24 protein-coding genes are annotated in these 26408 nt (G+C 62.3%); 15 read left to right on the forward strand and 9 right to left on the reverse strand.

Going from position 1 to position 26408, the window contains the following annotated elements; translation table 11 throughout:
• Positions 1 to 10: 10 nt before the first annotated feature.
• Complete coding sequence (gene phnF / locus AADW22_RS03765) at positions 11 to 724, reverse strand: phosphonate metabolism transcriptional regulator PhnF (protein WP_243251142.1); 714 nt, start codon at positions 722 to 724, stop codon at positions 11 to 13.
• Between the two features lie 102 nt (positions 725 to 826).
• On the opposite strand from phnF, the gene phnG reads away from it, so the two are divergent.
• From phnG to AADW22_RS03815, 10 genes are all read left to right on the forward strand, one after another.
• Positions 827 to 1282, forward strand: a complete 456-nt coding sequence (phnG, locus tag AADW22_RS03770) for a phosphonate C-P lyase system protein PhnG (RefSeq protein WP_407474575.1) — start codon at positions 827 to 829, stop codon at positions 1280 to 1282.
• Entirely contained in the window at positions 1282 to 1842 is a 561-nt protein-coding gene (phnH, locus tag AADW22_RS03775; RefSeq protein ID WP_407474286.1) for a phosphonate C-P lyase system protein PhnH, read from the forward strand. Before phnG ends, phnH begins: the two co-directional genes overlap by 1 nt.
• Complete coding sequence (locus AADW22_RS03780) at positions 1842 to 2990, forward strand: carbon-phosphorus lyase complex subunit PhnI (protein WP_407474287.1); 1149 nt, start codon at positions 1842 to 1844, stop codon at positions 2988 to 2990. The genes phnH and AADW22_RS03780 overlap by 1 nt, the downstream gene beginning before the upstream one ends.
• On the forward strand, positions 2987 to 3856 hold the full coding sequence (locus tag AADW22_RS03785; RefSeq protein WP_407474288.1) for an alpha-D-ribose 1-methylphosphonate 5-phosphate C-P-lyase PhnJ: 870 nt from the start codon (positions 2987 to 2989) through the stop codon (positions 3854 to 3856). The genes AADW22_RS03780 and AADW22_RS03785 overlap by 4 nt, the downstream gene beginning before the upstream one ends.
• Complete coding sequence (phnK, locus tag AADW22_RS03790; RefSeq protein ID WP_278376351.1) at positions 3853 to 4623, forward strand: phosphonate C-P lyase system protein PhnK; 771 nt, start codon at positions 3853 to 3855, stop codon at positions 4621 to 4623. Before AADW22_RS03785 ends, phnK begins: the two co-directional genes overlap by 4 nt.
• Positions 4624 to 4628: 5 nt before the next feature.
• Complete coding sequence (gene phnL, locus AADW22_RS03795; protein WP_037944895.1) at positions 4629 to 5312, forward strand: phosphonate C-P lyase system protein PhnL; 684 nt, start codon at positions 4629 to 4631, stop codon at positions 5310 to 5312.
• A complete protein-coding gene (gene phnN, locus AADW22_RS03800) occupies positions 5309 to 5884 on the forward strand; it encodes a phosphonate metabolism protein/1,5-bisphosphokinase (PRPP-forming) PhnN (protein ID WP_306285435.1) in 576 nt (191 codons plus the stop codon). Before phnL ends, phnN begins: the two co-directional genes overlap by 4 nt.
• Positions 5881 to 7023, forward strand: coding sequence for an alpha-D-ribose 1-methylphosphonate 5-triphosphate diphosphatase (locus AADW22_RS03805; RefSeq protein WP_407474289.1), 1143 nt, complete (start codon positions 5881 to 5883; stop codon positions 7021 to 7023). The genes phnN and AADW22_RS03805 overlap by 4 nt, the downstream gene beginning before the upstream one ends.
• A 181-nt stretch (positions 7024 to 7204) precedes the next feature.
• Positions 7205 to 8254, forward strand: coding sequence for a HesA/MoeB/ThiF family protein (locus AADW22_RS03810; protein ID WP_407474290.1), 1050 nt, complete (start codon positions 7205 to 7207; stop codon positions 8252 to 8254).
• Between the two features lie 87 nt (positions 8255 to 8341).
• Positions 8342 to 10357 (forward strand): M3 family metallopeptidase, encoded by a 2016-nt coding sequence (locus AADW22_RS03815; protein WP_407474291.1) that lies wholly within the window; start codon positions 8342 to 8344, stop codon positions 10355 to 10357.
• 113 nt (positions 10358 to 10470) lie between these two features.
• Here AADW22_RS03815 and AADW22_RS03820 read toward each other — a convergent pair whose 3' ends face one another.
• From AADW22_RS03820 to AADW22_RS03845, 6 genes are all read right to left on the reverse strand, one after another.
• A complete protein-coding gene (locus tag AADW22_RS03820; RefSeq protein ID WP_407474292.1) occupies positions 10471 to 11403 on the reverse strand; it encodes a 2-hydroxyacid dehydrogenase in 933 nt (310 codons plus the stop codon).
• A gap of 7 nt (positions 11404 to 11410) precedes the next feature.
• Positions 11411 to 12550, reverse strand: a complete 1140-nt coding sequence (gene rodA / locus AADW22_RS03825) for a rod shape-determining protein RodA (RefSeq protein WP_037943167.1) — start codon at positions 12548 to 12550, stop codon at positions 11411 to 11413.
• Positions 12547 to 14490, reverse strand: a complete 1944-nt coding sequence (gene mrdA / locus AADW22_RS03830; protein ID WP_005851326.1) for a penicillin-binding protein 2 — start codon at positions 14488 to 14490, stop codon at positions 12547 to 12549. Before mrdA ends, rodA begins: the two co-directional genes overlap by 4 nt.
• 10 nt (positions 14491 to 14500) lie before the next feature.
• Positions 14501 to 15136 (reverse strand): hypothetical protein, encoded by a 636-nt coding sequence (locus tag AADW22_RS03835; protein ID WP_005851327.1) that lies wholly within the window; start codon positions 15134 to 15136, stop codon positions 14501 to 14503.
• On the reverse strand, positions 15133 to 16038 hold the full coding sequence (mreC, locus tag AADW22_RS03840; RefSeq protein WP_009825979.1) for a rod shape-determining protein MreC: 906 nt from the start codon (positions 16036 to 16038) through the stop codon (positions 15133 to 15135). The genes AADW22_RS03835 and mreC overlap by 4 nt, the downstream gene beginning before the upstream one ends.
• Positions 16039 to 16107: 69 nt before the next feature.
• Complete coding sequence (locus tag AADW22_RS03845) at positions 16108 to 17154, reverse strand: rod shape-determining protein (protein ID WP_037944896.1); 1047 nt, start codon at positions 17152 to 17154, stop codon at positions 16108 to 16110.
• A gap of 174 nt (positions 17155 to 17328) precedes the next feature.
• Between AADW22_RS03845 and AADW22_RS03850 the strand changes: the two genes are divergently transcribed.
• Both AADW22_RS03850 and AADW22_RS03855 read left to right on the forward strand, forming a co-directional pair.
• Positions 17329 to 17913 (forward strand): VOC family protein, encoded by a 585-nt coding sequence (locus AADW22_RS03850; protein ID WP_407474293.1) that lies wholly within the window; start codon positions 17329 to 17331, stop codon positions 17911 to 17913.
• A 145-nt stretch (positions 17914 to 18058) separates the two neighbouring features.
• Entirely contained in the window at positions 18059 to 18922 is an 864-nt protein-coding gene (locus AADW22_RS03855) for a porin (protein WP_037943172.1), read from the forward strand.
• An 82-nt stretch (positions 18923 to 19004) separates the two neighbouring features.
• Here the strand turns inward: AADW22_RS03855 and AADW22_RS03860 are convergent, their stop codons facing one another.
• Complete coding sequence (locus AADW22_RS03860) at positions 19005 to 20576, reverse strand: 2-isopropylmalate synthase (protein WP_005851337.1); 1572 nt, start codon at positions 20574 to 20576, stop codon at positions 19005 to 19007.
• Positions 20577 to 20841: 265 nt separating this feature from the next.
• On the opposite strand from AADW22_RS03860, the gene AADW22_RS03865 reads away from it, so the two are divergent.
• Entirely contained in the window at positions 20842 to 21507 is a 666-nt protein-coding gene (locus tag AADW22_RS03865; protein ID WP_132997546.1) for an SDR family NAD(P)-dependent oxidoreductase, read from the forward strand.
• Positions 21501 to 23030 carry a cryptochrome/photolyase family protein gene (locus AADW22_RS03870; protein ID WP_132997547.1) on the forward strand — a complete coding sequence of 510 codons (1530 nt, stop codon included), beginning with the start codon at positions 21501 to 21503 and terminating at the stop codon, positions 23028 to 23030. Before AADW22_RS03865 ends, AADW22_RS03870 begins: the two co-directional genes overlap by 7 nt.
• On the opposite strand, the gene AADW22_RS03875 is transcribed toward AADW22_RS03870, so the two are convergent.
• Complete coding sequence (locus AADW22_RS03875; protein ID WP_353628178.1) at positions 23027 to 24550, reverse strand: 2-isopropylmalate synthase; 1524 nt, start codon at positions 24548 to 24550, stop codon at positions 23027 to 23029. The two genes, AADW22_RS03870 and AADW22_RS03875, sit on opposite strands and share 4 nt — an antisense overlap.
• 173 nt (positions 24551 to 24723) lie before the next feature.
• Between AADW22_RS03875 and AADW22_RS03880 the strand changes: the two genes are divergently transcribed.
• Positions 24724 to 26382, forward strand: coding sequence for an NAD+ synthase (locus tag AADW22_RS03880; RefSeq protein WP_407474294.1), 1659 nt, complete (start codon positions 24724 to 24726; stop codon positions 26380 to 26382).
• Positions 26383 to 26408: the final 26 nt, after the last annotated feature.

Raw genomic sequence — 26408 nt, forward strand, 5'->3', positions numbered from 1 at the left:
CCACGGGATTTCAGGTATCTGCCAGTGTCAGGGTCACCTTGTCCCCCGCAAACCACGTGCGCCCGTATTCCAGCGGTTGCCCCTGATCATCCACATTCAGGTTGATCGTGCGCAAGATCGGCGCGCCCTCGACCACGCGCAGATGCAGCGCCTGGGTTGCGCTGGCGAGCTTGGCGTTGATGCGGGTTGATGCGCGGGTATAATCCGTCACGCCCCCGAGCCGCAGCGCCGCCGTCACCGATTGCGCCTGTTCAAGATGGGCCAGCATGTCGGGGAAGCGCGCGGCAGAGAAGACGCTGCGAAACAGCGCGATCACCTGACCGTCGGCAAAGGACAGCCCCTCGCAGACCTGCACCTGTGCGTTCTGCGCCAGCGCAAGTGCGTCGCTTTCTTCGGAGCGCGCGGTGCGGGTTTCCAACGTCAGGAACTCCTTGCTTGGCATCCGCCCCTGCGCCGACAGGTTCTGGTGAAACCGCACGCGGCGGCCGATGGGGTAATCGGTGGGCGTCGAGGTCACGAACACCCCCGCACCGCGCCGCGGCAACACCAGCCCTTCGCCCGCCAGCGCCTTGATCGCGTGCCGCACCGTATGCCGGTTCACCCCGAACCGCGCGGCCAGCGCGCTTTCGGTCGGCAGCTTGTCGTCGGGGCCATAGACACCCGCTGCGATGTCGCTGCGCAGGCTATGGGCGATGGCGGTCCAGATCGGGGTGCGTTGGGGCATGTCACAAATATTTCGCAAAAGGAGGGCTTGGCGCTGATCGGCGTCACAGGTAGTATTTGTCTAGTTGTATAGACAACTCGAAAAGGTGTCTAGATGAATATGATGAACTCAGAAATCGACCCTCATGCGCGGCGTAAGGCATGGTTGGGTCTGCTTGCCAAATCCCCCGCCGCCGAGGTCGCGCGCCTTTGGGCCGCCTATGGCACCCACCCTGATCACAGCATTCTGCGCGCGCCGGAAATCGGCGGCGTAATGGTGCGCGGTCGGGCAGGGGCCGTCGGTGCCGCGTTCAACCTTGGCGAGATGTCCGTCACCCGTGCGTCAGTCAAACTGGGCTGCGGTACGGTGGGTCACGGCTATGTGCAGGGCCGCAGCAAGGATCACGCGCTGCAGACGGCGCTGATTGACGCGCTGATGCAAACCGATGCGGCGACGCAGGTAGAGGCCGCGATCCTCGCGCCCCTGCGCAAGGGGCGTGACACGGCCAAGGCCACCCGCGCGGCCACGGCGGCGGCGACCAAGGTGGATTTCTTTACAATGGTACGAGGGGAAGACTGATGCAGACCCATGCTTTGGAGGGCGGCTTTACCGACACCCCGATCGACGCCGCCCGCGCCTTTCGCGGGCTGATGACCGCGATGGCACGCCCGGGGACGATCTGTGACGTCTCAGGGGCCACACCGCCCGCCCCGCTTGGCGCGGCGGCGGGCACCGCGATCCTGACGCTGTGTGATCCCGATACGCCAATCTATCTCGGCAGCGCTTGTGACACCCAAGACGTGCGCGATTGGATCACCTTTCAGACCGGCGCGCCCTTTGTGCCACCCGCACAGGCGATGTTTGCCGTCGGGGCTTGGGATGATCTCCCGCTTTGCGAATTTGCCATCGGCACTGCTGAATATCCCGACCGCTCGGCGACGGTGGTTGTCGAGATGCCTGACCTTACGTCTCTGGGTGCGACCCTAAGCGGGCCGGGCATCAAGGATACCGCCAGCCTGTCGCTGCCGGATACTGCCGCGTTCCAACGCAACGCCGCGCTGTTCCCGCTGGGGCTGGATTTCATTTTCACCTGCGCAAACCGGCTTGCCGCGCTGCCGCGCACGACGAGGGTCCGCTGATGTATGTTGCTGTCAAAGGGGGCGAACGCGCCATCGACAACGCCCATGCCTGGCTGGCTGAGGAACGGCGCGGGGACCGTGATGTGGCGGAACTGGGGGTAGACCAGATCCGCGAGCAGATGACGCTCGCCGTTAATCGGGTGATGGCGGAAGGGTCGCTGTATGATCCCGACCTCGCCGCGCTGGCGATCAAACAATCGCGTGGTGATCTGATAGAAGCGATCTTTCTGATCCGCGCCTACCGTACCACGCTGCCGCGTTTTGGTGGTTCTAACCCGGTGGATACGGCCACCATGGCCTGCGACCGCCGCGTGTCTGCCACGTTCAAGGATGCACCCGGTGGGCAAGTGCTGGGGCCAACATTTGACTACACCCACCGTCTGCTGGACTTTAAACTCGCCGCCGATGGCGAGTTTGGCGAGATGCCGCAAACAGAGCCTAATGCAGGCGAAACGCCGCATATCATGGGGTTCCTTGACCGTGAGGATCTGATCCAGTCGGAACCCGCAGGGGCGGGCACACCGGACGATCTGACCCGCAGCCCGCTGGAGCTTCCGGCGAGCCGTGCCTTGCGTTTGCAGGCTCTAACACGGGGGGATGAGGGGTTTATCCTTGGCATGGCGTATTCCACCCAACGGGGCTATGCGCGCAACCACGCCTTTGTGGCAGAGCTGCGCATCGGTGCGGTCGCGGTCGAGATGGAGATCCCCGAGCTCGGCTTTGCCATCGACGTCGGCGAGATCACCCTGACCGAATGCGAAACCGTCAACCAGTTCAAAGGCTCGAAAACCGAACCGCCGCAATTCACGCGCGGCTACGGGCTGGTCTTCGGGATGACGGAGCGCAAGGCGATCTCTATGGCGCTGGTCGACCGCGCGTTGCGCTGGAAAGAATTGGGCGAGGATAACCTAGGTGCCCCCGCGCAGGACGAGGAATTCGTGCTGTATCACGCCGACAACATCCAGGCGACGGGGTTTCTGGAGCATATCAAACTGCCTCACTACGTCGACTTCCAATCCGAACTGGAGCTGATCCGCAAACTGCGCCGCGAGGCACAGGCATCAGAGCAAGCGGCGGGACAGGCCGAGGGGGAGGGCCCCTCCGGGGGGAGTTTAAAGGGCAAAATGAAGGAAGGGGTGGCGTCATGAGCGACTATAACTTCGCCTATCTGGACGAGCAGACCAAACGCATGATCCGCCGCGCTATACTGAAAGGATTGGCGATACCGGGGTATCAGGTGCCTTTTGCCAGCCGCGAGATGCCGATGCCCTACGGCTGGGGCACGGGCGGTGTGCAGGTTTCGGCAGCGGTACTGACGCCCGAGGACCGGTTCAAGGTGATCGATCAGGGCGCCGATGATACGACCAATGCAGTCTCTATCAGGCGGTTTTTCGAGAAAACGGCGGGTGTCGCCGTGACCGAGGCCACCACAGAGGCCAGCGTCATACAGACCCGTCACCGCATCCCCGAAACACCCCTGCGCGAAGACCAGATCCTTGTCTATCAGGTGCCGATCCCCGAACCCCTGCGGTTTCTTGAACCGTCAGAGGTCGAGACACGCAAGATGCACAGCCTTGAGGAATACGGATTGATGCACGTGAAACTTTACGAAGACATCAGCCAGCACGGCGCGATTGCCACGGCCTATGCCTATCCGGTGAAGGTCGAGGGGCGCTATGTCATGGACCCGTCCCCGATCCCCAAGTTCGATAACCCCAAGCTCGAGATGGCCGGTATCCAACTGTTCGGCGCAGGCCGTGAACAGCGCATCTATGCGGTGCCGCCCTATACGCAGGTGGTCAGTCTGGACTTTGACGATTATCCGTTCGAGCCGAGCAAGGCGGATCATGCCTGTGACCTATGCGGCGCGACGGACAGCTATCTGGACGAGCTGATCATGGATGACGCCGGCGGGCGGATGTTCATGTGTTCGGATACGGATTACTGCGGCGCGCGGCGTGCGGCGGGGCATCTGGGTGCGCAGGGTGCCGCCTTGGCGGAGGACGCGGCATGACCCCTTTGTTGCAAGTGGAAGGCATCGCCAAGATGTACGGCGCACGGATCGGCTGCACCGACGTGTCGTTTGATCTTTATCCGGGCGAGGTGATGGGCATCGTCGGGGAAAGCGGGTCGGGCAAGTCGACGCTTCTGAACTGTTTGGCAGGGCATTTGCAGCCCGACGCCGGGGCCGTCCGTTTCGACACCCGCGCCGAGGGCCTGCGCGATACGGTCATGATGAGCGAGCCTGAACGCCGCATGTTATCGCGCACCGACTGGGCCTTTGTGCACCAGCACGCCCGCGACGGGTTGCGCATGAATGTCAGCGCAGGCGGCAATGTGGGCGAGCGGCTGATGGCCGTGAACGCCCGCCACTATGGCGACATCCGCGACAAGGCGATCGACTGGCTGGGCCGCGTCGAGATCAGCGCCGACCGGATTGATGACCGGCCCACGGCGTTCTCTGGCGGTATGCAGCAGCGCTTGCAGATCGCGCGCAATCTGGTGACAGGCCCGCGGTTGGTGTTCATGGATGAACCCACGGGGGGTCTGGATGTCAGCGTGCAGGCGCGGTTGCTGGACCTGCTGAGGGGGCTCGTGCGCGAGATGGGGCTGAGCGCCATCATCGTCACCCATGATCTGGCTGTGGTGCGTTTGCTGGCCGACCGGCTGATGGTCATGAAAGACGGCCATGTGATCGAAAGCGGGCTGACCGATCAGGTGCTCGACGATCCGCAGCATGCCTATACGCAGCTTCTTGTTTCCTCTGTCCTACAGGTATGAACCCGATGATTACTGTTGAAAACGTGTCGAAATCTTTTGTGTTGCACAATCAGGGGGCTGCCGAAATCTCTGTTATGGCGGGGGCGTCGCTGTCGGTGGCACAGGGGGAGTGTATCGCTTTAGTCGGGGCGTCAGGCGCAGGTAAATCGACCCTGATGCGGATGATTTACGGCAATTACCTGACCCAGTCGGGGCGCATTATGGTGGGCGATCTGGATGTCGTGACCGCTGCTCCAAGGCAGGTGATCCAGCTGCGCCGCACCACATTGGGCTATGTCAGCCAGTTCCTGCGGGTTGTGCCACGGGTATCGACGCTGGACGTGGTGGCAGAGCCGCTGATGGCCACCGGATCGGACCGCGCCAGTGCCGAAGCGCAGGCGAAAACCCTTTTGCAGAGACTGAATATACCCGAACGTCTGTGGCAGCTGAGCCCCACGACCTTCTCGGGCGGCGAGCAGCAGCGCGTCAATATCGCACGCGGTTTTGCCTATCCCTATCCCGCGCTATTGCTGGATGAACCGACCGCCAGCCTTGATCCCGTGAACCGCGCCACCGTGCTAAAGATGATCGCCGAGGCGAAGGCGCGCGGCGCTGCCATCATCGGGATTTTTCACGATCACGCCGCGCGCGATGAAATCTGCGACCGGCAGTTTGACGTGACCCGGTTCACCCCGGGGATGGCCGCATGATGGGGCGGTTTATTGCAGTCGTCGGGCCTTCTGGTGTGGGGAAAGACAGCGTGATGGAGGGGCTGGCCGCGGCGGACCCGTCGCTTTGCCTTGCGCGGCGCGTGATCTCGCGGCCCGCAACCCTTGGCGGAGAAGCGTTCGACGGCGTGTCGGAGCGTGCCTTTAGGAAGGCAGAGGATGACGGTGCGTTTATCCTCAGCTGGCATGCGCATGGTTGGCACTACGGCATCCCGCAGTCCGTCGCGCTGGAGGTGGCGCAGGGGCGTGATGTGCTGGTGAACCTGTCACGGGCCGTCCTGCCACAGGCACAGGCCCTCTTTGCGCGGTTTTGCGTGATTTTGCTGCGAGCGGATCATGACATCCTTGCCGCCCGTCTGACGGCGCGCAACCGCGAGGACCCAGCCGAGATAGAGCGCCGCCTGGCCCGTGCGGATTTCGCCATGCCCCTCGGTATTCCCCATCAGGTGATCGACAACAGCGGCCCCTTGGCGCAGACCATTGCCACGATACGCCAGCACCTTTCCCAGACAGCCTGCGACGCTGGCCAGTCCAATCAGAAGATGATGCCATGACCCAAGAGACAATTTTCGCCAACGCCCGCCTGATCCTGCGGGATCGCGTCGAGACCGGAACGCTCCGCATCGCAGGCGGGGTGATCTCCGACATCGATTTCGGCACCGCCGTGCCCAAAGGCGCGCAGGACATGCAGGGCGACTACATCGCGCCTGGTCTGGTCGAACTGCACACCGATAATCTGGAACGGCATATGTCGCCGCGTCCCAAGGTCGACTGGCCGCACCGCGCGGCCATCCTCGCCCATGACCGTGAACTGGCGGGCACCGGCATCACCACCGTGTTCGATGCGATCCGCGTCGGGTCGATGATCTCGGCCGAGCACCAGTACCAGAGATATGCGCGCGGCATGGTCGATACCATTCTGGCGATGCGCGCCGCCGGAGCCCTGCGGATCAGCCACCACATCCACCTGCGGGCCGAGATCTGTTCGGAAACGCTGGCCGAAGAGCTGGCCGAATTCGGCCCAGAGGATCGCGTTGGCATCGTCTCGATGATGGACCACACGCCGGGTCAGCGTCAGTTCCGCGATCTGTCGAAATTCGAGGCCTATGTGCGCGGCAAACACAGCTTTGATGCCGCCGCCTTCCAGCGTCATGTGGACAATCTGTACGATGTGCAAAAGCAATATGGCAAAACCCACGAGGCCGCGACCGTTGCGGCAGCCGCCCGATATGGCGCAGCGCTTGCCAGCCACGATGACACCACCGCAGAGCAGGTCGAGACGAGCCACCGCTACGGCGTCCGGCTTGCCGAGTTTCCCACCACGCTCGAGGCGGCGCATAGCTGTCATGCCAATGGGATCGCGACCATCATGGGCGCGCCAAACGTCATTCGCGGCGGGTCGCATTCGGGCAATGTCGCCGCCCTTGATCTGGCGAAGGCGGACCGGCTGGATATCCTGTCGTCCGACTACGTGCCCGCGGGCCTGTTGATCGCGGCATTGCAACTGGGGGATCTGTGGGGGGATCTGGCGCGCGGGCTGGCGACGGTCACCCACGCGCCTGCACAAAGCGTCGGGCTGACGGACCGCGGCACGATAGAGGTCGGCGCACGCGGCGATGTGATCCGGTTTGCGCGGCTCGACGGCTTGCCGATCCTGCGCGAGACATGGGTCGAAGGGCAGCGCGTCTTTTGACCTGATGCAGCGGCGCGACGCTTGCGGCGCTCTGGCGGGCGGGGCGTAGCTTTGGGGTTGGTGTCGGCGGAAAAATGCTTAGGTTGCCGCTTTAGGGTCTGAACACCCGGAAACAAAGCGGGGGCCTTATGCGCCAATCATTCATGCAACCACATCCCCATGCCACCGGCGGAGGCGTCTGATGCTGTTGGTGCTGGGACTGGCCGCGTTGATCTGGGGCGCGGGGGCTGGGTTCGGCCAGCCGCGCGAACGGCGCGTCGTGGTGTTGGGCATGCTGTTTGGTCTGGTGATCGGGTTGAACCTCTTGCTGCCCGAAACGCACCCCTTGCGCATGGCGACGGGTGGCTCGGCAGCTCCGTGGCTACTGCTGACGGGATTTCTGCTGCTGATCTTTGGCTATAGCTGGGTGTTGAACCGCCTGCGCGCCCGCGCCGAACCGGTGGCCGCACCGACGCCCGCCGCGCAAACTGGCACATTCTCGGAAACGGAGCTGAACCGCTATGCCCGCCACATCGTGCTGCGCGAGGTCGGCGGACCGGGCCAGAAGGCGCTGAAGCAGGCGCGGGTGCTGGTCATTGGCGCGGGTGGGCTTGGCGCGCCGGTGCTGCAATACCTGACGGCGGCCGGTGTCGGCACGATTGGTGTGATCGACGACGACGTGGTCGAGAATGCCAATCTGCAACGGCAAGTGATCCACAAGGACAGCGCCATCGGCACGCCCAAGGTCTTTTCAGCGCAGGCCGAGATGGAGGCGCAGAACCCTTTTGTCACCGTGCGCCCCTATCACCGCCGCCTTACGGAAGACATCGCGGCAGAGCTTTTCGCCGACTACGATCTGGTGCTGGACGGCACGGATAATTTCGACACGCGCTATCTGGTGAACCGCACCTGTGTCGCCGCCGGTTTGCCGCTGATCTCGGGGGCGCTGTCGCAATGGGAAGGACAGCTAAGCATCTTTGACCCCTCCAAGGGCGCGCCATGCTACCAGTGCATTTTCCCGCAGGCCCCGGCGGCCCATCTTGCCCCCAGCTGTGCGCAGGCCGGGGTGATCGGCCCCTTGCCCGGCGTGATCGGCGCGATGATGGCATCCGAGGCGATCAAGCTGATCACCGGTGCCGGTGCGCCGCTGCGTGGTCAAATGCTGATGTATGATGCGCTCTACGGCGAGAACCGCGTGATCGGCGTCTCCAAACGCGACGACTGTCCGATCTGCGGAAACGCGGGCGACTAGACGACCCGTCATGGCGGCTTGGTGCGCGGGTATTGCGATTGTATTGCCCCGCCGCAGTGCATAGCTTGATCCGTAAAGGAGACCGCCATGACAAACCCTTTGCTACAGGATTGGGACACCCCGTTTCAGATCGCCCCTTTCGACAAGATTTCCGACGATGATTTCGCCCCCGCGCTGGACGAGGCCCTGCAGACCCACCGGATGGAGATCGACGCCATCGCCGACTGCGAATATGATCCGACGTTTTCCAACACGATCGAGGCGCTCGAGGAAGCAGGCAGCCAGCTGGACCGCGTGTTGGGCGTGTTCTTCACCGTCGCAGGGGCCGACAGCAACCCCACGCGCGAAGACCTGCAGCGCAAATTCTCGCCGCTGCTGTCGGCACATTTCTCTGACATCTCAAGCAACAAGGCGCTGTTTGCGCGCGTGGCCTCCGTCTGGGAAAATCGCGACAGCTTCGATCTGACGCCCGAACAGGCACGGGTGTTGATGCTGACCCACCGTGGCTTTGTGCGCGCAGGCGCGGCGCTGGAGGGAGCGGATGATGCGCGGATGAAAGAGATCAAGAACCGGCTGGCGGTGCTGGGGACACAGTTCACCCAGAACCTGCTGGCGGATGAACGCAGCTGGTTCATGCCGTTGGAGGAATCCGATCTGGAAGGGCTGCCCGACTTTGTCATCGATGCCGCCCGTGCGGCGGGCGAGGAGAAAGAGGCAGGCGGGCCGGTCATTACCCTTTCGCGGTCTTTGATCACACCGTTCCTGCAATTCTCGCCGCGCCGCGATCTGCGCGAAAAGGCGTTTCTCGCTTGGCAGTCCCGTGGGGCCAATGGCGGCGAGACCGATAACCGCGCCATCGCTGCCGAGATCCTCGCCCTGCGCGAGGAACGGGCCAAGCTTCTGGGCTATGACAATTTCGCGGCTTACAAGCTGGAAACAGAGATGGCGAAAACACCCAAAGCGGTGCGTCAGCTGCTGATGGATGTCTGGACCCCGGCAAAACGCCAAGCGCAGGCGGACGCCGAGGTACTGACCCGTATGATGCATGACGATGGCGTGAACGCCGATCTGGCCCCGTGGGACTGGCGCTACTATGCGCAGAAACGGCGCGTGGCAGAGCATGATCTGGATGAAGCCGCGTTGAAACCGTATTTCCAGCTGGATCGGATGATCGACGCGGCCTTTGACTGCGCCACGCGATTGTTCGCTCTCGAATTCAAGCCCCTCGACGTGCCGCTCTATCACCCCGATTGCCGCGCGTGGGAAGTGACCCGCAACGGCGAACATGTGGCCGTGTTCATCGGTGACTACTTTGCCCGCGGATCGAAACGATCGGGCGCGTGGTGCAGCGCCATGCGGTCTCAGGCGAAATTCCCCGACGTGCAGTCGCCCGTCGTGATCAACGTGTGCAACTTTGCCAAAGCCGCGCCCGCGCTGCTGTCCTATGACGATGCACGCACGCTGTTTCACGAATTTGGCCATGCGCTGCACCAGATGCTGTCGGATGTGACCTACGAATCCGTGAGCGGCACATCGGTCGCGCGTGATTTTGTCGAACTGCCCAGCCAGTTGTTCGAACATTGGCTCGAAGTGCCCGACGTGCTCAGCCAATTTGCAACCCACGCCAGAACAGGCGACCCCATGCCGCCCGAGATGCTGGAAAAGGTGCTGGGGGCCGCGAATTTCGACATGGGGTTCGCCACGGTCGAATATGTCGCCTCTGCGCTGGTAGACCTCGAATTCCACGACGGTGCGGCACCTGCCGATCCGATGGAGAAACAGGCGCAGGTGCTGGCCGATCTGGGCATGCCACCCGCAATCACCATGCGCCACGCCACGCCGCAGTTTGCCCATGTCTTTTCGGGCGACGGCTATTCCAGTGGCTACTATAGCTACATGTGGTCCGAAGTGATGGACGCAGACGCCTTCGCCGCCTTTGAAGAGGCCGGTAGCGCCTTTGATCCCGACCGCGCGGCCGCGCTAGAGCAGCACATCCTGTCCACCGGCGGCAGTCAGGACGCGGCGGAACTGTACAAGGCGTTCCGTGGCCGGTTGCCGGGGGTAGAGGCTTTGCTGAAGGGTCGCGGTCTGACAGCAGGCTGAGCGCCCGCGGCCGGCCTGCCTTCGGCGAGAGTTTAAGAGGCAAAATGAAGGGCGCGCGGCTGCAACTTCATTTTGCCAAATAAACTCAAATCCCGCCCTCGATACGGGGCGGGTCAGTAGCCTTTGGCGCGATCCACCAGATGCAGGAAATCCTCACCTGCTTCGCCGCGGCGGATGTTTTCGACGATGGCCTGCGCAGCGGTTGTCGCGCGGGTCTCGGCGGCGATGTGGGGTGTGACGGTCACCTTGGGATGCGCCCAATAGGGGTGGTCTGCGGGCAAGGGCTCGACACGGAACACATCCAGCGTGGCATGGGCGATCCGGCCGCTGTCGAGCGCCGCTAGCAGCGCGTCGTCATCGATCAGCGCGCCGCGGCCGGGGTTGATGATACAGGCACCAGCGGGCATTTGCGCCAGCGACTCGGCATTCAGCGTGTTTTCGGTATCGGGCGTGTTGGGCAGCAGCAGCACAGCGATCTCGGCACGGCGCAGGGCATCTGCGCGTCCGGCGTCCCCATGCAGGCAGGTGACGCCCGTGATGTCCTTGGGGCTGCGCGACCAACCGGTGACGTTGAACCCCAGATAGAGCAGAGTTTCCGCCACCGCCGCGCCCAAGGCCCCCAGCCCCAGAATGGTGACCTGTCGTTCCTGTGCCAGCGGTGGGGTGCGCGGGGTCCAATCGCTGTCCGTTTTGCGAATGTCTGTGTCCAGCCCCAGATGATAGCGCATCACATGGCCCGTGACCCATTCCACCATCCCCTTGGTCAGCCCCGGGTCCACCATCCGCGCCAGAGGGATCTTCAGCGTCTCGTTATTGGTGATGTTTTCCACCCCCGCCCAGAGGTTCAGCACCGCCTTGGCCCGCGTGTAGGGCGTGAAATCCTGCAAGGGGCTGTTGGGGGCATAGACGATGTAGTCCACGTCTTGCGGGGCGATATCCGTTGATAGGTGAGCCGCGATCCCCGCGGCATCAAGCGCTTGGCGCAGCGGCGTTTCATACGTCACCCAGCGTTCGGGGCGCGCGGCGAAAAGGATATTGAGAGGCATGGGCTTCCTATCTGGGGCGGTGGACATGGGCCGATTGTACAAGGCCAAAAGCCAGCAGCAACACCAGCATCGCCGACCCGCCGTAGCTGACCAGCGGCAAGGGGACACCGACAACGGGCGCCAGCCCCATCACCATCGACATGTTCACCGCGAAGAACAAAAAGAAGTTCAGCGCGATGCCAAGGGTCAGCAGCGACGAGAAACGGTCCTTGTTGATCAGCGCTGCCGCGACGCAGAAGACGATGATCAGCGCATAGAGACCCAGCAGGGAGAACCCGCCGACAAAGCCGAACTCTTCCGCCAGGGTGGTAAAGATGAAGTCGGTGTGTTTCTCGGGCAGGAAGTTCAGGCGCGACTGGGTGCCTTGCATGAACCCGCGCCCCGTCCAGCCGCCGGAGCCGAGCGCGATCTTGGATTGCGTGATGTGATACCCTGCGCCCAACGGGTCGGTGCTGGGATCGATAAACGTGTCGATGCGCCGGAACTGGTAATCCTTGATCAGCTGCCACGGCGTGCCGCGGGACTGGAACACCGCCGTCACCAGTCCGACGGCTCCGGTGATGACCACGGCGAAATAGCCCCAGTGGACACCGGCCAGAAACATCAGCCCGCCGCCCGCTGCCATCAGCAGGATCGCGGTGCCCAGGTCGGGCTGTTTCAGCACCAGTGCCGTGGGGATGAGGATCAGCAGGACCGGCAGCAGCACCCAAAGCGGGCGCGAGGTTTTCTTGGGTGGGAGCCAGTCGTAATAGGCGGCCAGCATCATCACCAGCGTGATCTTCATCAGTTCGGAGGGTTGCAGGCGGAACGATCCGAGCTCGATCCAGCGCTGCGCGCCCATACCGACAGCGCCGAAAAGCTCTACCCCGATCAGCAGGATTACGGTCCCGAAATAGGCCACGCCTGCAAGGTTTCGCCAAAGCCAGATCGGCACCATCCCCGCGGCGATCATCAGCGCGATGCCAAGCGCAAAGCGTTTCATCTGCGGTTCGGCCCAGGGGGTAAAGCTGCCACCGGCCACGGAGTAGAGCATCAGGAACCCCACCCCCGAAACAGCGGCCAGCAGGATGGTCAGCGGCCAGTTCAGGTGCAGGATCTTGGCAAAGCCCGTGGGGACATGTTTGACCGTATATTCAAGGTAGCTCATGCTTGGTCTTTCCCGCTGAAGTCCGCTTGCGGCTGGATCGCGCGCAGGGCTTTTTGCTGCTCGGCGATGCGGCCGCGGTCGGCGGTGGGGTAGGCCTCTAGCGGTGGTTCGCCGCCATAGATCGCTTGCAGTATGACATCGCGGGCGATGGGGGCCGCTGCGGTCGATCCGCCGCCGCCGTGTTCCACCAGCACCGATACCGCATAGCGTGGCTTGTCATAGGGGGCGAAGGCGACAAACAGCGCGTGGTCGCGGCGCTCCCAAGGCAGGTCCTCGTTGCGGCTGACCCCGCGCGCGCGTTCGGCTGCGGTGATGTTGCGCACCTGACTGGTGCCGCTTTTGCCGGCCATGCGCACACCCTCGGCGATGACGCGCGACCGGTAGCCGGTGCCGCGTCGGTCGTTTACCACCGAATACATGCCCTTGCGTACCTGCCGCATGTTGTTCTCGTTCATGCCCAAAGGCTCGCCCGCGCCGCTGGGTTGTTCGACACCGTCAATCGATTTGATCAGACGCGGGACCACGGCGCGGTTGGTGGCGATCCGCGCGGTCATCACCGCCAGTTGCAGCGGTGAACTGAGGGTGAAGCCTTGCCCGATAGAGGCATTAACCGTGTCGCCGATCACCCATGAATCGCCCTTGGTCGCTTGCTTCCACTCTTTCGTGGGGGCCAGACCGGCGGCGACCGAGGACAGCGGCAGGTCGTGTTTCCAGCCCAGTCCAAAGCGGTTCGCCATGGCCGAGATTTTCTCGATCCCGACTTTCATCGCCAGATCATAGTAATAGACGTCGCAGGATTGCTTGAGCGAGTTCTCAAGGTCGATCCAGCCGTGGCCTGCGCGCTTCCAGCAGTGGAAACGGCGACCGCCGACCTCTAGGTGGCCGGGGCAATAGACGGTTTCTTCGGGACCGACGATGCCCTCTTCGAGGGCGGCCATGGCCACGACCATCTTGTAGGTCGATCCGGGCGGGTAGGTGCCCTGCACGGTCTTGTTGACCAGCGGGCGGTATTCCGATTGCAGCAGCGGGTTATAATCGGCCGAGGATATCCCCCCGATGAACAGGTTCGGGTCGTAGCTGGGCGAAGACGCATTGGCGACCAGATCGCCGTTCTCGCAATCCATGATCACGACGGCGGCGCTTTCGCTTCCCAGACGGGCCTGCACAAAGTTCTGCAGCTTGGAATCGATGGTAAGCTGTAGATCCGCCCCCGATTGCCCTTCGCGGCGGGCTAGTTCGCGCATCACACGGCCGGTGGCGTTGACCTCGACCTGTTTGGTGCCGGCAGAGCCGCGCAACAGGGATTCCTGTCGGGCCTCTACGTTGATCTTGCCGATCTGGAATCGGGGGATGCGCAGCACCGCATCGGGATTTTCCAGCGCATCCAGATCGGCTTGGCTCACGCGGCCCACACGGCCGACGATATGCGCAAAGTCCGACCCACGGGGATAGACACGGGTCAGGCCGACCTCGGGGCTGACACCGGGTAGGGCGGGGGCGTTGACCGACACGCGGCTTACCTCGTCCCATGTGACATCATCGGCGACGGTCACCGGCAGGAACGGGGCGGAGCGTTTGATTTCGGCCATCGCGCGGTCGCGCATTTCGGGATCAAGGTCGATGACCTTGCCCAGCCGGTCCATCACCGCATCCACATCATCGGCATCCTCGCGTACGATCACGATCCGGTACGACGGCACGTTTTGCGCCAACCGCACGCCGTTGCGGTCAAAGATTTCGCCTCGTGCAGGCGGGATCAACCGGATGTTGATCCGGTTCTCTTCGGCCAGCAGGCGGAACTGGTCAGCCTGATCGACCTGCAAGTAATTCATCCGCGCGGCTAGACCGCCCATGAACAGCAGCTGCGCGCTGCCCAGCAAAACAGCGCGGCGGCTGAGCTTGGAATGGCTGGCTTCGCTATCGGCCCTGCTGCGTCTCATCTTGGTCTCCTCATGAGCGGTTGCCCATACTGTCCAGATCGCCGGGGGCGGATTTGCGCACGCCCATCAGCGCATGGGTCACAAACACCACAGCCGGATAGGTCAGGATCGTGACGGCCAGTTCAAACAGGCTCAGCGACCATTGTGGCGGTGGGACCAGCAGCAACGATAGCACGATCCGGTTCAGCATCAAAATAGCGATCAGCCATACGGAGACCGCCAGCCATTCCGCGCCAAAGGTGCTGTCGCGCAGGGTGCGGCCACGGGTTTTCATATTCTCGCATGCCAGCAACGCCAGCAGCGCCCAGAGGCCGGGCGGGCGTTGCAGCAACAGGTCCGTCAGCAGGAAGGCGACGGCAAGCAGTAGGGCGGGGACATAGTCGGGCCGCCGCACAGACCACGCCAGCGCAAAGGCGATCAGCAGGTCGGGGGCAATCCAGATGCGGTCGCTGCCTTGGTCCAGCAGGGCCCGCAGGCGCGCCTCTGCCGGGTCGATGGTGGCCAGTGGGGGCGACAGCTCGGGCGCGAACAGCGCGATCGGCTGGGTATCAAGCGGCAGCAGATGGAAGAACAGCAGCACCACCGTCAGCGCGAGAAACGCCGCGCGCATCAGCCACAATCGCAGGGGCGACAGTTCGTCCATCATTCGGTCGCAGGATCAAAGGGCAGGGGCGCGATCATGCCCGTGGCGTCATCCCGCACCACGGCCGCATCCTCGTTCACTTTTTCGGAGCCGTGGTGGCGCAGCACGCGCAGGAATTCGAGCCGCTCGAAATCCGCCGCAAGACGCACGCGCAGCCGCCCGCCGGGGTCGGCGGCGACCTGACCGATCAGGATACCCGCAGGAAACACGCCGCCATCGCCAGAGCTGCTGACCCGATCACCGGGACGCACGAGGTCGGGGTTCTCGAGGAAATCAATCGGTGGCGCGGCGGAGTTGTCGCCCGCAATAATCGCCCGCTGTCCCGACGGCTGGATCACCGCAGGTATGCGGCTAGAGGTATCGGTCACCAGAATGACGCGCGCGGTGTTTTCGCCCACGCCGGAAATGCGCCCTACCAGCCCGATGCCGTCCACCGTGGCCCAGCCATCGACAATGCCGTCACGGGCTCCGACGTTCAGCAGCACAGATTGGCGGAAGGGCGAACCGGAGTCCGCCTGCACCACACCGGTAATATGGGTCAAACGCGGATCAAGCCGCACCTTGTTCAGGTCCAGCAAACGGGCGTTTTCCTGTTCAAGCTGTAGCGCGGCCTCTTTCCAGGTCTGCATCTTGCGCAGCTCGGACCGCAGTTCCTGGTTCTGCACGGTCAGACGTTGATAGCTTTGGAAATCGCGGAACAGGTTCACCGTGCCGGTAACAGGGGTCATCGCCCAATCCAGATTGGGGACGATCCGGTCGGTGATCTGCGCGCGAAACCGTTCAACACGGGGGCTGTCGATCCGCCACAGCAGAAAGATGCCCGCCAGCACCAGCACGATGACGGCCAGCAGCAAGCGGCGCAGCGGGCGCCCAAAATCGTTCGAAGAGGATCGGTCGATGGCCATGCGTTATACGTTTCCCACCGCGAGGGCAGCGCCGTCCTGCCGCATCCCGGGCTATTATAGCTGAGCTGATTAGCTGTCGTAGTCGATGGCGTGGCGCAGCTGCTTTTCATACTCCAACGCTTTGCCGGTGCCCAAGGCCACGCAGTTCAACGGTTCATCCGCCACGGAAATGGCCAGCCCGGTCTGTTCGCGCAGCGCCAGATCCAGATCGCCCAGCAAGGCACCGCCACCGGTCAGCATGACGCCACGGTCCACGATGTCAGCCGCCAGATCGGGCGGGGTGGTTTCCAGCGCGGTCATCACCGCCTCGCAGATCTGCTGCACGGGCTCGGCCAGCGCTTCGGCGATCTGCGCCTGGGTCACTTCGATCTCTTTGGGCACACCATTCAGCAGGTCGCGCCCGCGGATCTGCATCGAGGTGCCGCGCCCGTCGTCGGGCATCCGTGCGGTCCCGATAGAGGTTTTCACCCGCTCGGCCGTTGTTTCACCGATCAGCAGGTTCTGCTGGCGACGCAGGTAGCTGATGATCGCCTCGTCCATACGGTCGCCGCCCACACGGACAGAGCGTGCATAGACGATATCGCCCAAGGACAGCACCGCGACTTCGGTTGTACCACCACCTATATCGACAACCATGTTCCCGGTCGGATCGGTGATCGGCATGCCCGCCCCGATGGCCGCGGCAATCGGTTCGGCAATCAGGCCGGCGCGGCGTGCGCCCGCAGACAGCACCGACTGACGGATTGCGCGTTTTTCAACAGGCGTCGCCCCATGCGGCACGCAGACGATGATCTTGGGCTTCGAGAAGGTCGACCGTTTGTGCACTTTGCGGATGAAATGCTTGATCATCTCTTCGGCGGTGTCAAAGTCGGCAATCACGCCCTCGCGCATGGGGCGGATCGCTTCGATGCTGCCGGGGGTCCGGCCCAGCATCAACTTTGCGTCTTCGCCCACGGCCAGCACCTTTTTGACGCCATCCTTGACGTGATAGGCGACAACCGAAGGTTCGGACAGGACGATGCCCTTGCCTTTGACATAAACCAAGGTGTTCGCGGTCCCGAGGTCGATGGCCATATCGGACGAGAACAAACCACGGAATTGATCAAAAACGGACATGGGCAGCAGGACCTTGCAAAAATTCATTTTGGCCCGTCGACTCTGACAAGTCACGGGCTAAACGGCTTATAGGCCGATGAGGTCAAAGACGAAAGGGGGGTTGACCTTTGTGGTGGCATGATGCCGCCACCGCGCTATGGTTTGCGGCAAGCCGGACAATAGGGGGAGAGAGAAATGCAGAAGATTCAAGTTATTGGTGTGCATCACATTACGCTGATGGGCGCGGACCGTCAGACCAGTATCGACTTCTGGGAGGGTCTGCTGGGCATGCCGTTCATCTTCGATCAGCCAAATCTGGACGATCCCGACGAAGGGCACCTGTATTTCGATCCCGGCGACGGCCGGTTGATCACGATCTTTACCAATGAAAACCGCAAACCCGTCTACAATCGTACGCCGATGGACGCGGGCTGCGTGCACCATCTTGCGTTCGAGGTCGACCGCGCCATGTTTGATCAAGTGCTCGACCGGCTCAAGGAGCGGGGGATCGGCAATTCAGGCGTGAAGGATCGCGGATTCATGCATTCGATCTACTTCAAGGATCCGCTGGGGTTCCTGATCGAACTGGCCTGCTACACCTTTATCCCGCCGCGCGGATCGTCCCACGCGGAAGTGATGCTAGAGGCGCATAAGATGCGCGTCGCACGCGGAGATCACCATATCGAACGCCAGCATCTGGCCGATGCCACAGTGATGATCGTCGAACGCTCGCAACGGTCGCTGTCAGAGGATCGCAGCCCCAAGGACCCCTATCGCTAAGGGGCGGCGGGCACCGGTTCAGGCGGGTCAAAAATACCACAAGTAAACGGATCGTAACGGCGGTTTCGCTTGGGTGTTGCGGGCGGATTCCGCTGCGCCTAAGAGCCATGGTACGAGCAACCGTAAATTGTGCGAAGGAACCAGCATGATCCGTAATATTTTTGTCGCCTCGCTTCTGAGCGTGACCGCAACCGCAGCTGCTGCCGAACTGACCTATGGCACGGCTTTCGCGAAATTCCACGACTTCGACGTTGACGGCGCAGGCACGATCGACGTGAAATCCTTTGGCGGCGGCATCGAATACCGCTACGACAACTTCATCTTCTCGGGTGAGCTGTCGAACATTTCTATCGAGGGTGTCGATATCGATCTGGGCACAGTGGGCGTCGAATACGCTCTGGCCAACGGCTTTAACATCGGTCTCGACTATTCGCGTTTTGACATCGAAGGCTTCGACGCGGATGTCACCAGCCTGTTCGGGTCGTATCAGTCCGGCGCGCATACCTTTGGTGCAGCGATCGGGGACTCCTCCGATCTGGACGACATGACCTTCAGCATCTTCGCCGCTTGGGATGTCACCCCCACCGGCACCGTCGGTCTGGACCTCGTTCACATCGAAGACGAGACGCTTTACGCCGCCTATGCCGATTATGATGTCGCGCAATACAACGTACAGGCAGACCTGCTGAAACTGGATGATCTGAGCGTTGTCGCTGTCGCAGGCGGCTATGAATTCGCCAACGGCTTCTCTGCTATCGGTTCTGTCGGGTTCCTGGATCTGGGCCCCGAAGACGTGCGGTCGATCACCATCGGCGGTCAGTATGAATTCACCCCCGGTGCGAACGTAGAGCTGGCCTTGGGCCGTCTGGACTTTGACAGTGGCGAGGACGTGGACCAGCTGACTTTCGGCGTGAACTATGAACTGGGTCGCCGTACCTCCAAGCGTCGTTCGCTGGGTAACATCTTTTCAAGCGCGACCGGTACTTTTGCGGGTCTGACCGATTTCTAATCTGCGCTGACAGAACACCAGATACAGAAAAGGCCCCCGACTTCGGGGGCCTTTTTGCGTTCGCGGGGGAAGAACGGGTGGGTTAGCCCACCACGTCTTTATAGCTGATCTCGCGCTTGTCGGTGCCGCCCTTCTCGCGGCGCACCAACAGACGGTTGAGCGCATGGATATAGGCGCGGACCGATGCGACCACGGTGTCTGTATCCGCCGACTGACCGGTCACGATGCGGCCGTCTTCCTCGAGCCGGACAGAAACGGTGGCCTGCGCGTCGGTGCCTTCGGTCACGGCGTGCACCTGATACAATTGCAAGCGCGCGCTGTGATCGACCAGCGCCTTGATGCAGTTGAACGCGGCATCCACAGGCCCGTCACCGGTTTGCGAGGTAGAGGTTTCCGCACCATCCACCGTCAGCGACATCTCTGCCTTCTGCGGGCCTTCGGTGCCACAGACGACGGTCATGCTACCCAGCACAATGCGGTCGCTTTCAGGATCGGTGGCGGTGCGCATCAAGGCGATGAGATCGTCGTCGTAGATCTCTTTCTTGCGGTCGGCCAGTTCCTTGAAACGGACAAACACATCCTTGAGCTGGTTATCCCCCAATTCATAGCCGAGGTTTTCCAGCTTCGAGCGTAACGCCGCACGGCCCGAGTGTTTGCCCATCACGATGTTGGTCTCGGTCAGGCCCACGTCTTCGGGGCGCATGATCTCGAATGTTTCGGCGTTCTTGAGCATGCCGTCCTGATGGATGCCGCTTTCATGCGCAAAGGCGTTCTTGCCGACGATGGCCTTGTTGAACTGCACGGCGAAGCCCGAAACAGCGGCAACGCGGCGCGAGATATTCATGATCTTGGTGCTGTCGATCTTGGTCTGGAACGGCATGATGTCATTGCGCACTTTCAGCGCCATCACGACCTCTTCCAACGCGGTGTTGCCCGCGCGTTCGCCCAAGCCGTTGATCGTACATTCGATCTGGCGCGCGCCCGCTTCGACGGCGGCAAGGCTGTTGGCGGTCGCCATGCCAAGGTCGTTGTGACAATGCGTGGCAAAGACGATCTCGTCCGCGCCGGGGACATTTTCCAAGAGCTTGCGGATCAAATCAGCGCTTTCGCGCGGCGCGGTATAGCCGACGGTATCGGGGATGTTGATCGTGGTCGCTCCCGCCTTGATCGCGATTTCGACGACACGGTACAGGTAATCAAGCTCGGTCCGCGTGGCGTCCATCGGCGACCATTGCACATTGTCGCACAGGTTGCGTGCATGGGTCACCGTTTCGTGGATGCGGTCGGCCATTTCGTCCATCGTGAGGTTCGGAATGGCGCGGTGCAGCGGCGAGGTGCCGATAAATGTGTGAATGCGGGGCTGGGCCGCGTGTTTGATCGCCTCGTAGCAACGATCGATGTCGCCGAATTGGGCGCGGGCCAGCCCGCAGATGACCGAGTTCTTCGACAGTTTCGCGATTTCGCTGACGGCGGCGAAATCCCCTTCGGAGGCGATAGGGAAACCGGCCTCGATAATGTCGACGCCCATCTCGTCCAGCAGGCCCGCGATCTCGATCTTTTCGGCGTGGGTCATGGTGGCGCCGGGGGATTGTTCGCCGTCGCGCAATGTCGTGTCGAAAATCAAGACGCGGTCTTGTTGTGTGGTATCTGTCATCGTTTGGGTTCTTTCATTCTGCTGTATAAATCCGTGGCGCGCGGCACATCCCTCTGAGCGGGCGCGCCGGATGGCACGCTCAGAGGCGGATTAGCAGCAGTAGGTTGGCACGCAGGAAAGTCGCGCAGCGGCGCGGCAGGATCGCAATATGATCGGCGTGTGTCATGGCGACAAGTTATACCCGTGCATTCGCAAATGGGAAGGGTTTTTCTGCGCCCTTTTTTCCGCGCTTGAAGGGAGGCTGTTTTCCGCTACCTCCCCTTGCATGAAACAGGTTTTGATCATCGGGGCGTCGGGCGGTGTGGGTGCCGCCTTGGCCGCCGCTTACGAGGCGCACGGCGATACGGTCACGCGGCTGTCACGGTCGGTGGACGGGTTCGACATCACGGACGAATGCAGTGTGGACCAGCACTTGACCGCGCTAAACGGGCCGTTTGATGTGGTGCTGGTGGCCACAGGCGCGCTTGAGATTGACGGCGCCGCACCGGAAAAGACGATCAAATCGATCAGCCAAAAGGCGATGTTGGACCAATTCGCGTTGAACGCCGTGGGCCCTGCACTGGTGCTGCGCCACGCGGGCGACCTGCTGCGGCGGGACGCGCCTTGTGTCTTTGCCGTATTCTCTGCGCGTGTGGGGTCGATCGGGGACAATCGGATCGGCGGCTGGATCAGCTATCGCAGCGCCAAGGCGGCGGTGAACCAGATCGTACACACCGCCGCGATCGAACTGGCGCGCAGTCACAAGAGCAGTATCTGCGTCGCCCTGCACCCCGGCACGGTCAAGACCGCCTTTACCGCGAAATACCTTGCCCGCCATCCCGCTGTCGCACCGTCGGAGGCGGCGGAAAATCTGCTGGCTGTGATCGACGGACTGACGCCTGCGAACACAGGCCAGTTCTTTGACTGGGCCGGAAAGCCGGTGCCATGGTAGGGCGTTTGGTGCTGGTTCTGGGCGACCAGCTGACAGAAACGCTTAGCGCCTTGGCGCAGGCGGATAAGGCACGCGATACGGTCGTGATGGCCGAGGTCGCGGACGAGGCGGCCTATGTCCGGCATCACCCCAAGAAAATCGCCCTGATCTTTGCCGCGATGCGCAAGTTTGCCCATGCGTTGGAACAGGACGGCTGGACGGTCGCCTATACGCAACTGGACGATACGGATAACGCGGGCTCTATCGTGGGGGAATTGCTGCGCCGCGCAGCGCAGACGGGGGCAAGCGAGGTGTTGGCGACAGAGCCGGGGGAGTGGCGCTTGATCGACAAGCTGAAATACGCCCCGCTGAAGGTGCATCTGCTGCCCGACGACCGCTTTCTTGCCACTCATGCCGAATTCGAGGCATGGGCCGAAGGCCGCAAAGCGTTGCGGATGGAGTATTTCTACCGCGAGATGCGCCGCAAGACCGGCCTGCTGATGGAAGGGGATCAACCCGCCGGTGGCAAGTGGAACTTCGACCACGACAACCGCAAAGCCGCGCCCGAGGATGTCACCGTAGATGGCCCCCTGCGGTTCGACCCGGATGCCACGACGCGCGAAGTGCTGGAACTGGTTGAAGCGCGTTTCGGCGATAACTTCGGCGCGCTAGAGCCTTTTGGGTTCGCCACCACCCGCGCCGAGGCGCTGCAGGCGCTGGACCATTTCATCGCGAATGCCCTGCCGCGGTTTGGGGACTATCAAGACGCGATGCTGAACGAGAATGAATTCCTGTATCACGCGATCCTGTCGCCCTACCTCAACATCGGGTTGCTGAACGTGACCGAGATTTGCGAGGCCGCTGCCAACGCCTATGCCGCAGGACACGCGCCGATCAACGCCGCCGAAGGGTTCATCCGGCAGATCATCGGCTGGCGCGAGTATGTGCGGGGCATCTATTTCCTTGAGGGGCCGGACTATACCGCCCGCAATATTCTGGGGCATGACCGCGACCTGCCGTGGTTCTACTGGGGTGGCGAAACGCGGATGAACTGTGTGGCCAAGGCCGTGGGGCAGACCAGGACCCAAGCCTATGCGCATCATATCCAGCGGCTGATGGTGACGGGCAACTTTGCCCTGTTGGCCGGGATTGATCCGGCGCAGGTGCATGAATGGTATCTGGCGGTCTATGCCGATGCCTTTGAATGGGTAGAGGCCCCCAATACCATCGGCATGAGCCAATTCGCCGACGGCGGCGTTATCGCGTCCAAGCCCTATGTCTCGTCCGGGGCCTATATCAACCGTATGTCGGATCACTGCAAAAGCTGCCACTATTCAGTCAGCGCAAAGACGGGTGACACCGCTTGCCCGTTCAACCTGCTTTACTGGCACTTTCTGGACCGCCATCGCGACCGGTTCTCGAACAATCCGCGCATGGGCAATATGTACCGCACGTGGGACCGGATGGACGCCGACAAACGCAAGACAGTTCTGGCCGAAGGCGATGCCTTGCTCGCCCGACTGGACGCGGGCGAGGTGATCTAGCCGTCGTTGCCTTCAGCCTCGTCCGTACTGTCGGCGGGTGCCTCTGACGGAGTGTCGGCGTCTGTCGGTGCCTCATCCGTGGCGTCAGGCGTGGGCACCGCACCAGCATCTTCGGCAGGGGCTGTGCCCGCTTCTTGCAGCGCGCCGTTGACCCACTGGCCCGAGACTTCCTCGCCCGTTTTATAGCGCATGGTGCCCTGACCCTGACGTTTGCCGCCCTCGAACGCGCCTTCGTAGATGTCGCCGTTAGGGTAGGTGGCGGTGCCGGTGCCTTCGATCTCTCCGCCGGACCACTGGCCGTCATAGGTGAACCCGTCGGGCATGGTGATCTTGCCCATGCCGTCGCGTAGCCCGTCGACAAAGCCGCCGGTGTAGACGGTGCCATCGGGGTAGGTCGCGGTGCCCATGCCGTTGCGTTGGCCGTCTTTCCAGCTGCCGTCATACTTATAGCCGTCGGCATAGGTCATCACGCCCTGACCGTCGTTGCGCGCGTTCTTGAACCCGCCCTCGTAGACGATGCCATTGGGGTAGGTCGCGCGGCCTTCGCCTTCGATCACGCCCGCGACCCATGACCCTTCGTAGGTTGATCCGTCGGGATAGGTGATCTTGCCCTCCCCATCGGCCAGATCATCGCGGAAACTGCCTTCGTAGACAGAGCCGTCAGGGTAGGTCACCTTGCCTGTGCCTTCGATCTGCCCGGCAACCCATGATCCGGTGTAGACATAGCCATCTGTGCCGGTGAACGTGCCCTGACCCTCGCGGCGGTCGTCCTCGAAGCCGCCCTCGTAAGTGTCGCCATTGGCATAGGTCACCTTGCCCGTGCCCTGGCGCTGACCGGCGACCAGATCGCCTTCGTAGACATCGCCGTTGGGCTGGGTCAGCGTGCCGGTGCCGTCGATCTGCCCATCTTTCCACTGGCCGGTATAGGTCAGCCCGTCGGGCATGGTCAGCGTGCCCGTGCCATTGCGTTCGCCATCGGCGATGTCACCGTCATAGAGCGCGCCATCGGGATAGGTGATCTTGCCCACGCCCTGCTTGACGCCATCGACCCAGTCGCCCTGATACTCGTACCCGCCGGGGGATTGCATGACGCCCTTGCCGTGGTGGTTCGCATTGCGGAACGACCCTTCGTAGCGCACCCCATTGGCATAAAGCGCGATGCCCTGACCGGTGATCGCACCGGCCTCCCATTCGCCCTCATAGGTGCCGCCATCGGCAAAGGTGATCTTGCCGAAACCGTCCGGTTTGCCCTTTTCAAAGTTGCCCTCGTAGACGGACCCGTTGGGGAAACGCGCGACGCCTTTGCCCTTGATCTCTCCGTCTACCCAGGCACCTTCGTATTCATAGCCGTTGGGCAGCGTATAGGTGCCGGTCCCGTGCTGTACGCCGTCCTTGAACGTCCCCTCATAGACGCCGCCATCGTCGTATTGCTTGCTTTGAACCTCGCCGTCCTGCGCAAGCGCGGGGAAGGGCAGTAGCCCAAGGCAAAGGATCAGCGGGGTCAGGGTCAATTTCGTCATACAGCAACTTTCAAAAGAGAGTGCGGCCAAGAGCGGCGGGCGAGTTTGTTAACGCTTAGCCTATTCAATGGCCTGCAAGGGGGCAATCGTCTTTTGACCGGCGGTGCGCCTTGGCCTTTCACTTGGCGCGTGATCTGCTACATCACTTGCGTAGATTATCGAAGGACCGCCCTATGACATCGCGTTTTCGCATCACGCTTGGCCAGTTGAACCCCACCGTCGGGGATCTGGCCGGAAACGCAGACCTCGCGCGGGAGGCCTGGGCGCAGGGCAAAGAGGCAGGGGCCAATCTGGTTGCTTTGCCCGAGATGTTCCTGGCCGGGTATAACGCGCAAGATCTGGTGATGAAGCAGGCGTTCCAGCTGGATGTGATGACCCACCTCGAAGCGCTGGCGGCTGATTGTGCCGACGGGCCCGCGCTGGCCATCGGTGCGCCCTGGGTCGAAGGGGCCAAGCTCTATAACGCCTATCTGATCCTCAGAAACGGCAAGATCGCCAGCCGTGTGTTCAAGCACAACCTGCCGAACGAGACCGTGTTCGACGAGGTGCGCATTTTTGACAGCGCGCCTTTGGGTGGGCCGTACGCCGTTGGCGATACCCGCATCGGCAGCCCGATCTGCGAAGACGCATGGCACCCCGATGTGGCCGAAACGCTGGCCGAAACCGGGGCGGAGTTCCTGCTGGTGCCCAACGGGTCGCCCTATTATCGCGGCAAATTCGAGACGCGGTTGAACCATATGGTTGCCCGCGTGGTCGAAACTGAACTGCCGCTGATCTACCTCAATATGGTGGGCGGTCAGGATGATCAGGTCTTTGACGGGGCGAGCTTTGCGCTGAATCCCGGCGGCAAGCTGGCGTTCCAGATGCCCGCCTTTGACGCGCAGATCGCGCATGTCGATCTTGAACGGACCCCCGAAGGCTGGCGCGTGGTCGAGGGCGAGAAGGCGCATATGCCGTCGGACCTTGAGCAGGATTACCGCGTCATGGTGCAGGGCCTGCGCGACTACATGGGCAAGACCGGGTTCAAGAAAGTGTTGCTGGGTCTGTCGGGCGGGATCGATTCGGCGATTGTGGCGACGATCGCTGTGGATGCGCTTGGCGCCGATAATGTGCGCTGTGTGATGCTGCCGTCCGAATATACCTCCCAAGCCTCGCTGGACGATGCTGAGTCCGTCGCCAAGGCGCTAGGCTGCCGCTACGACTATGTGCCGATTGCGCAGGGCCGTGCCGCGATCACCGACACGCTGGCCCCGCTGTTCGAGGGCACCACCCCAGACCTGACCGAGGAAAACATCCAGTCGCGCCTGCGCGGTTTGCTGTTGATGGCGGTCAGCAACAAGTTCGGCGAGATGCTGTTGACCACGGGCAACAAGTCAGAGGTGGCGGTGGGCTACGCCACGATCTATGGCGACATGGCGGGGGGCTATAACCCCATCAAGGATATGTATAAAACCCGCGTCTTCGACAGCTGCCGCTGGCGCAACGAGAACCACCGCGACTGGATGAAGGGCCCAGAGGGTGAGGTGATCGCGCCGCGCATCATCGACAAGCCGCCCTCGGCCGAGCTGCGCGAGGATCAGAAAGACAGCGACAGCCTGCCCGACTATCCCGATCTGGACGCGATGCTGACGATCCTTGTGGATGATGACGGGTCCATCGCCGATTGCGTGGCAGCGGGCTTTGACCGCGAGGTTGCCAAAAAGGTCGAACACCTGCTCTATATCAGTGAATACAAACGGTTCCAGTCCGCCCCCGGTCCGCGTTTGACCAAGGGCGCGTTCTGGTTGGACCGCCGCTATCCCATCGTGAACCGCTGGCGCGACCCCAGTTGACCGCGCGGGCGACGCTGCACGTTATC

The sequence above is a fragment of the Sulfitobacter sp. PM12 genome (assembly GCF_045586035.1).
Classification (GTDB): Bacteria; Pseudomonadota; Alphaproteobacteria; order Rhodobacterales; family Rhodobacteraceae; genus Sulfitobacter; species Sulfitobacter pontiacus.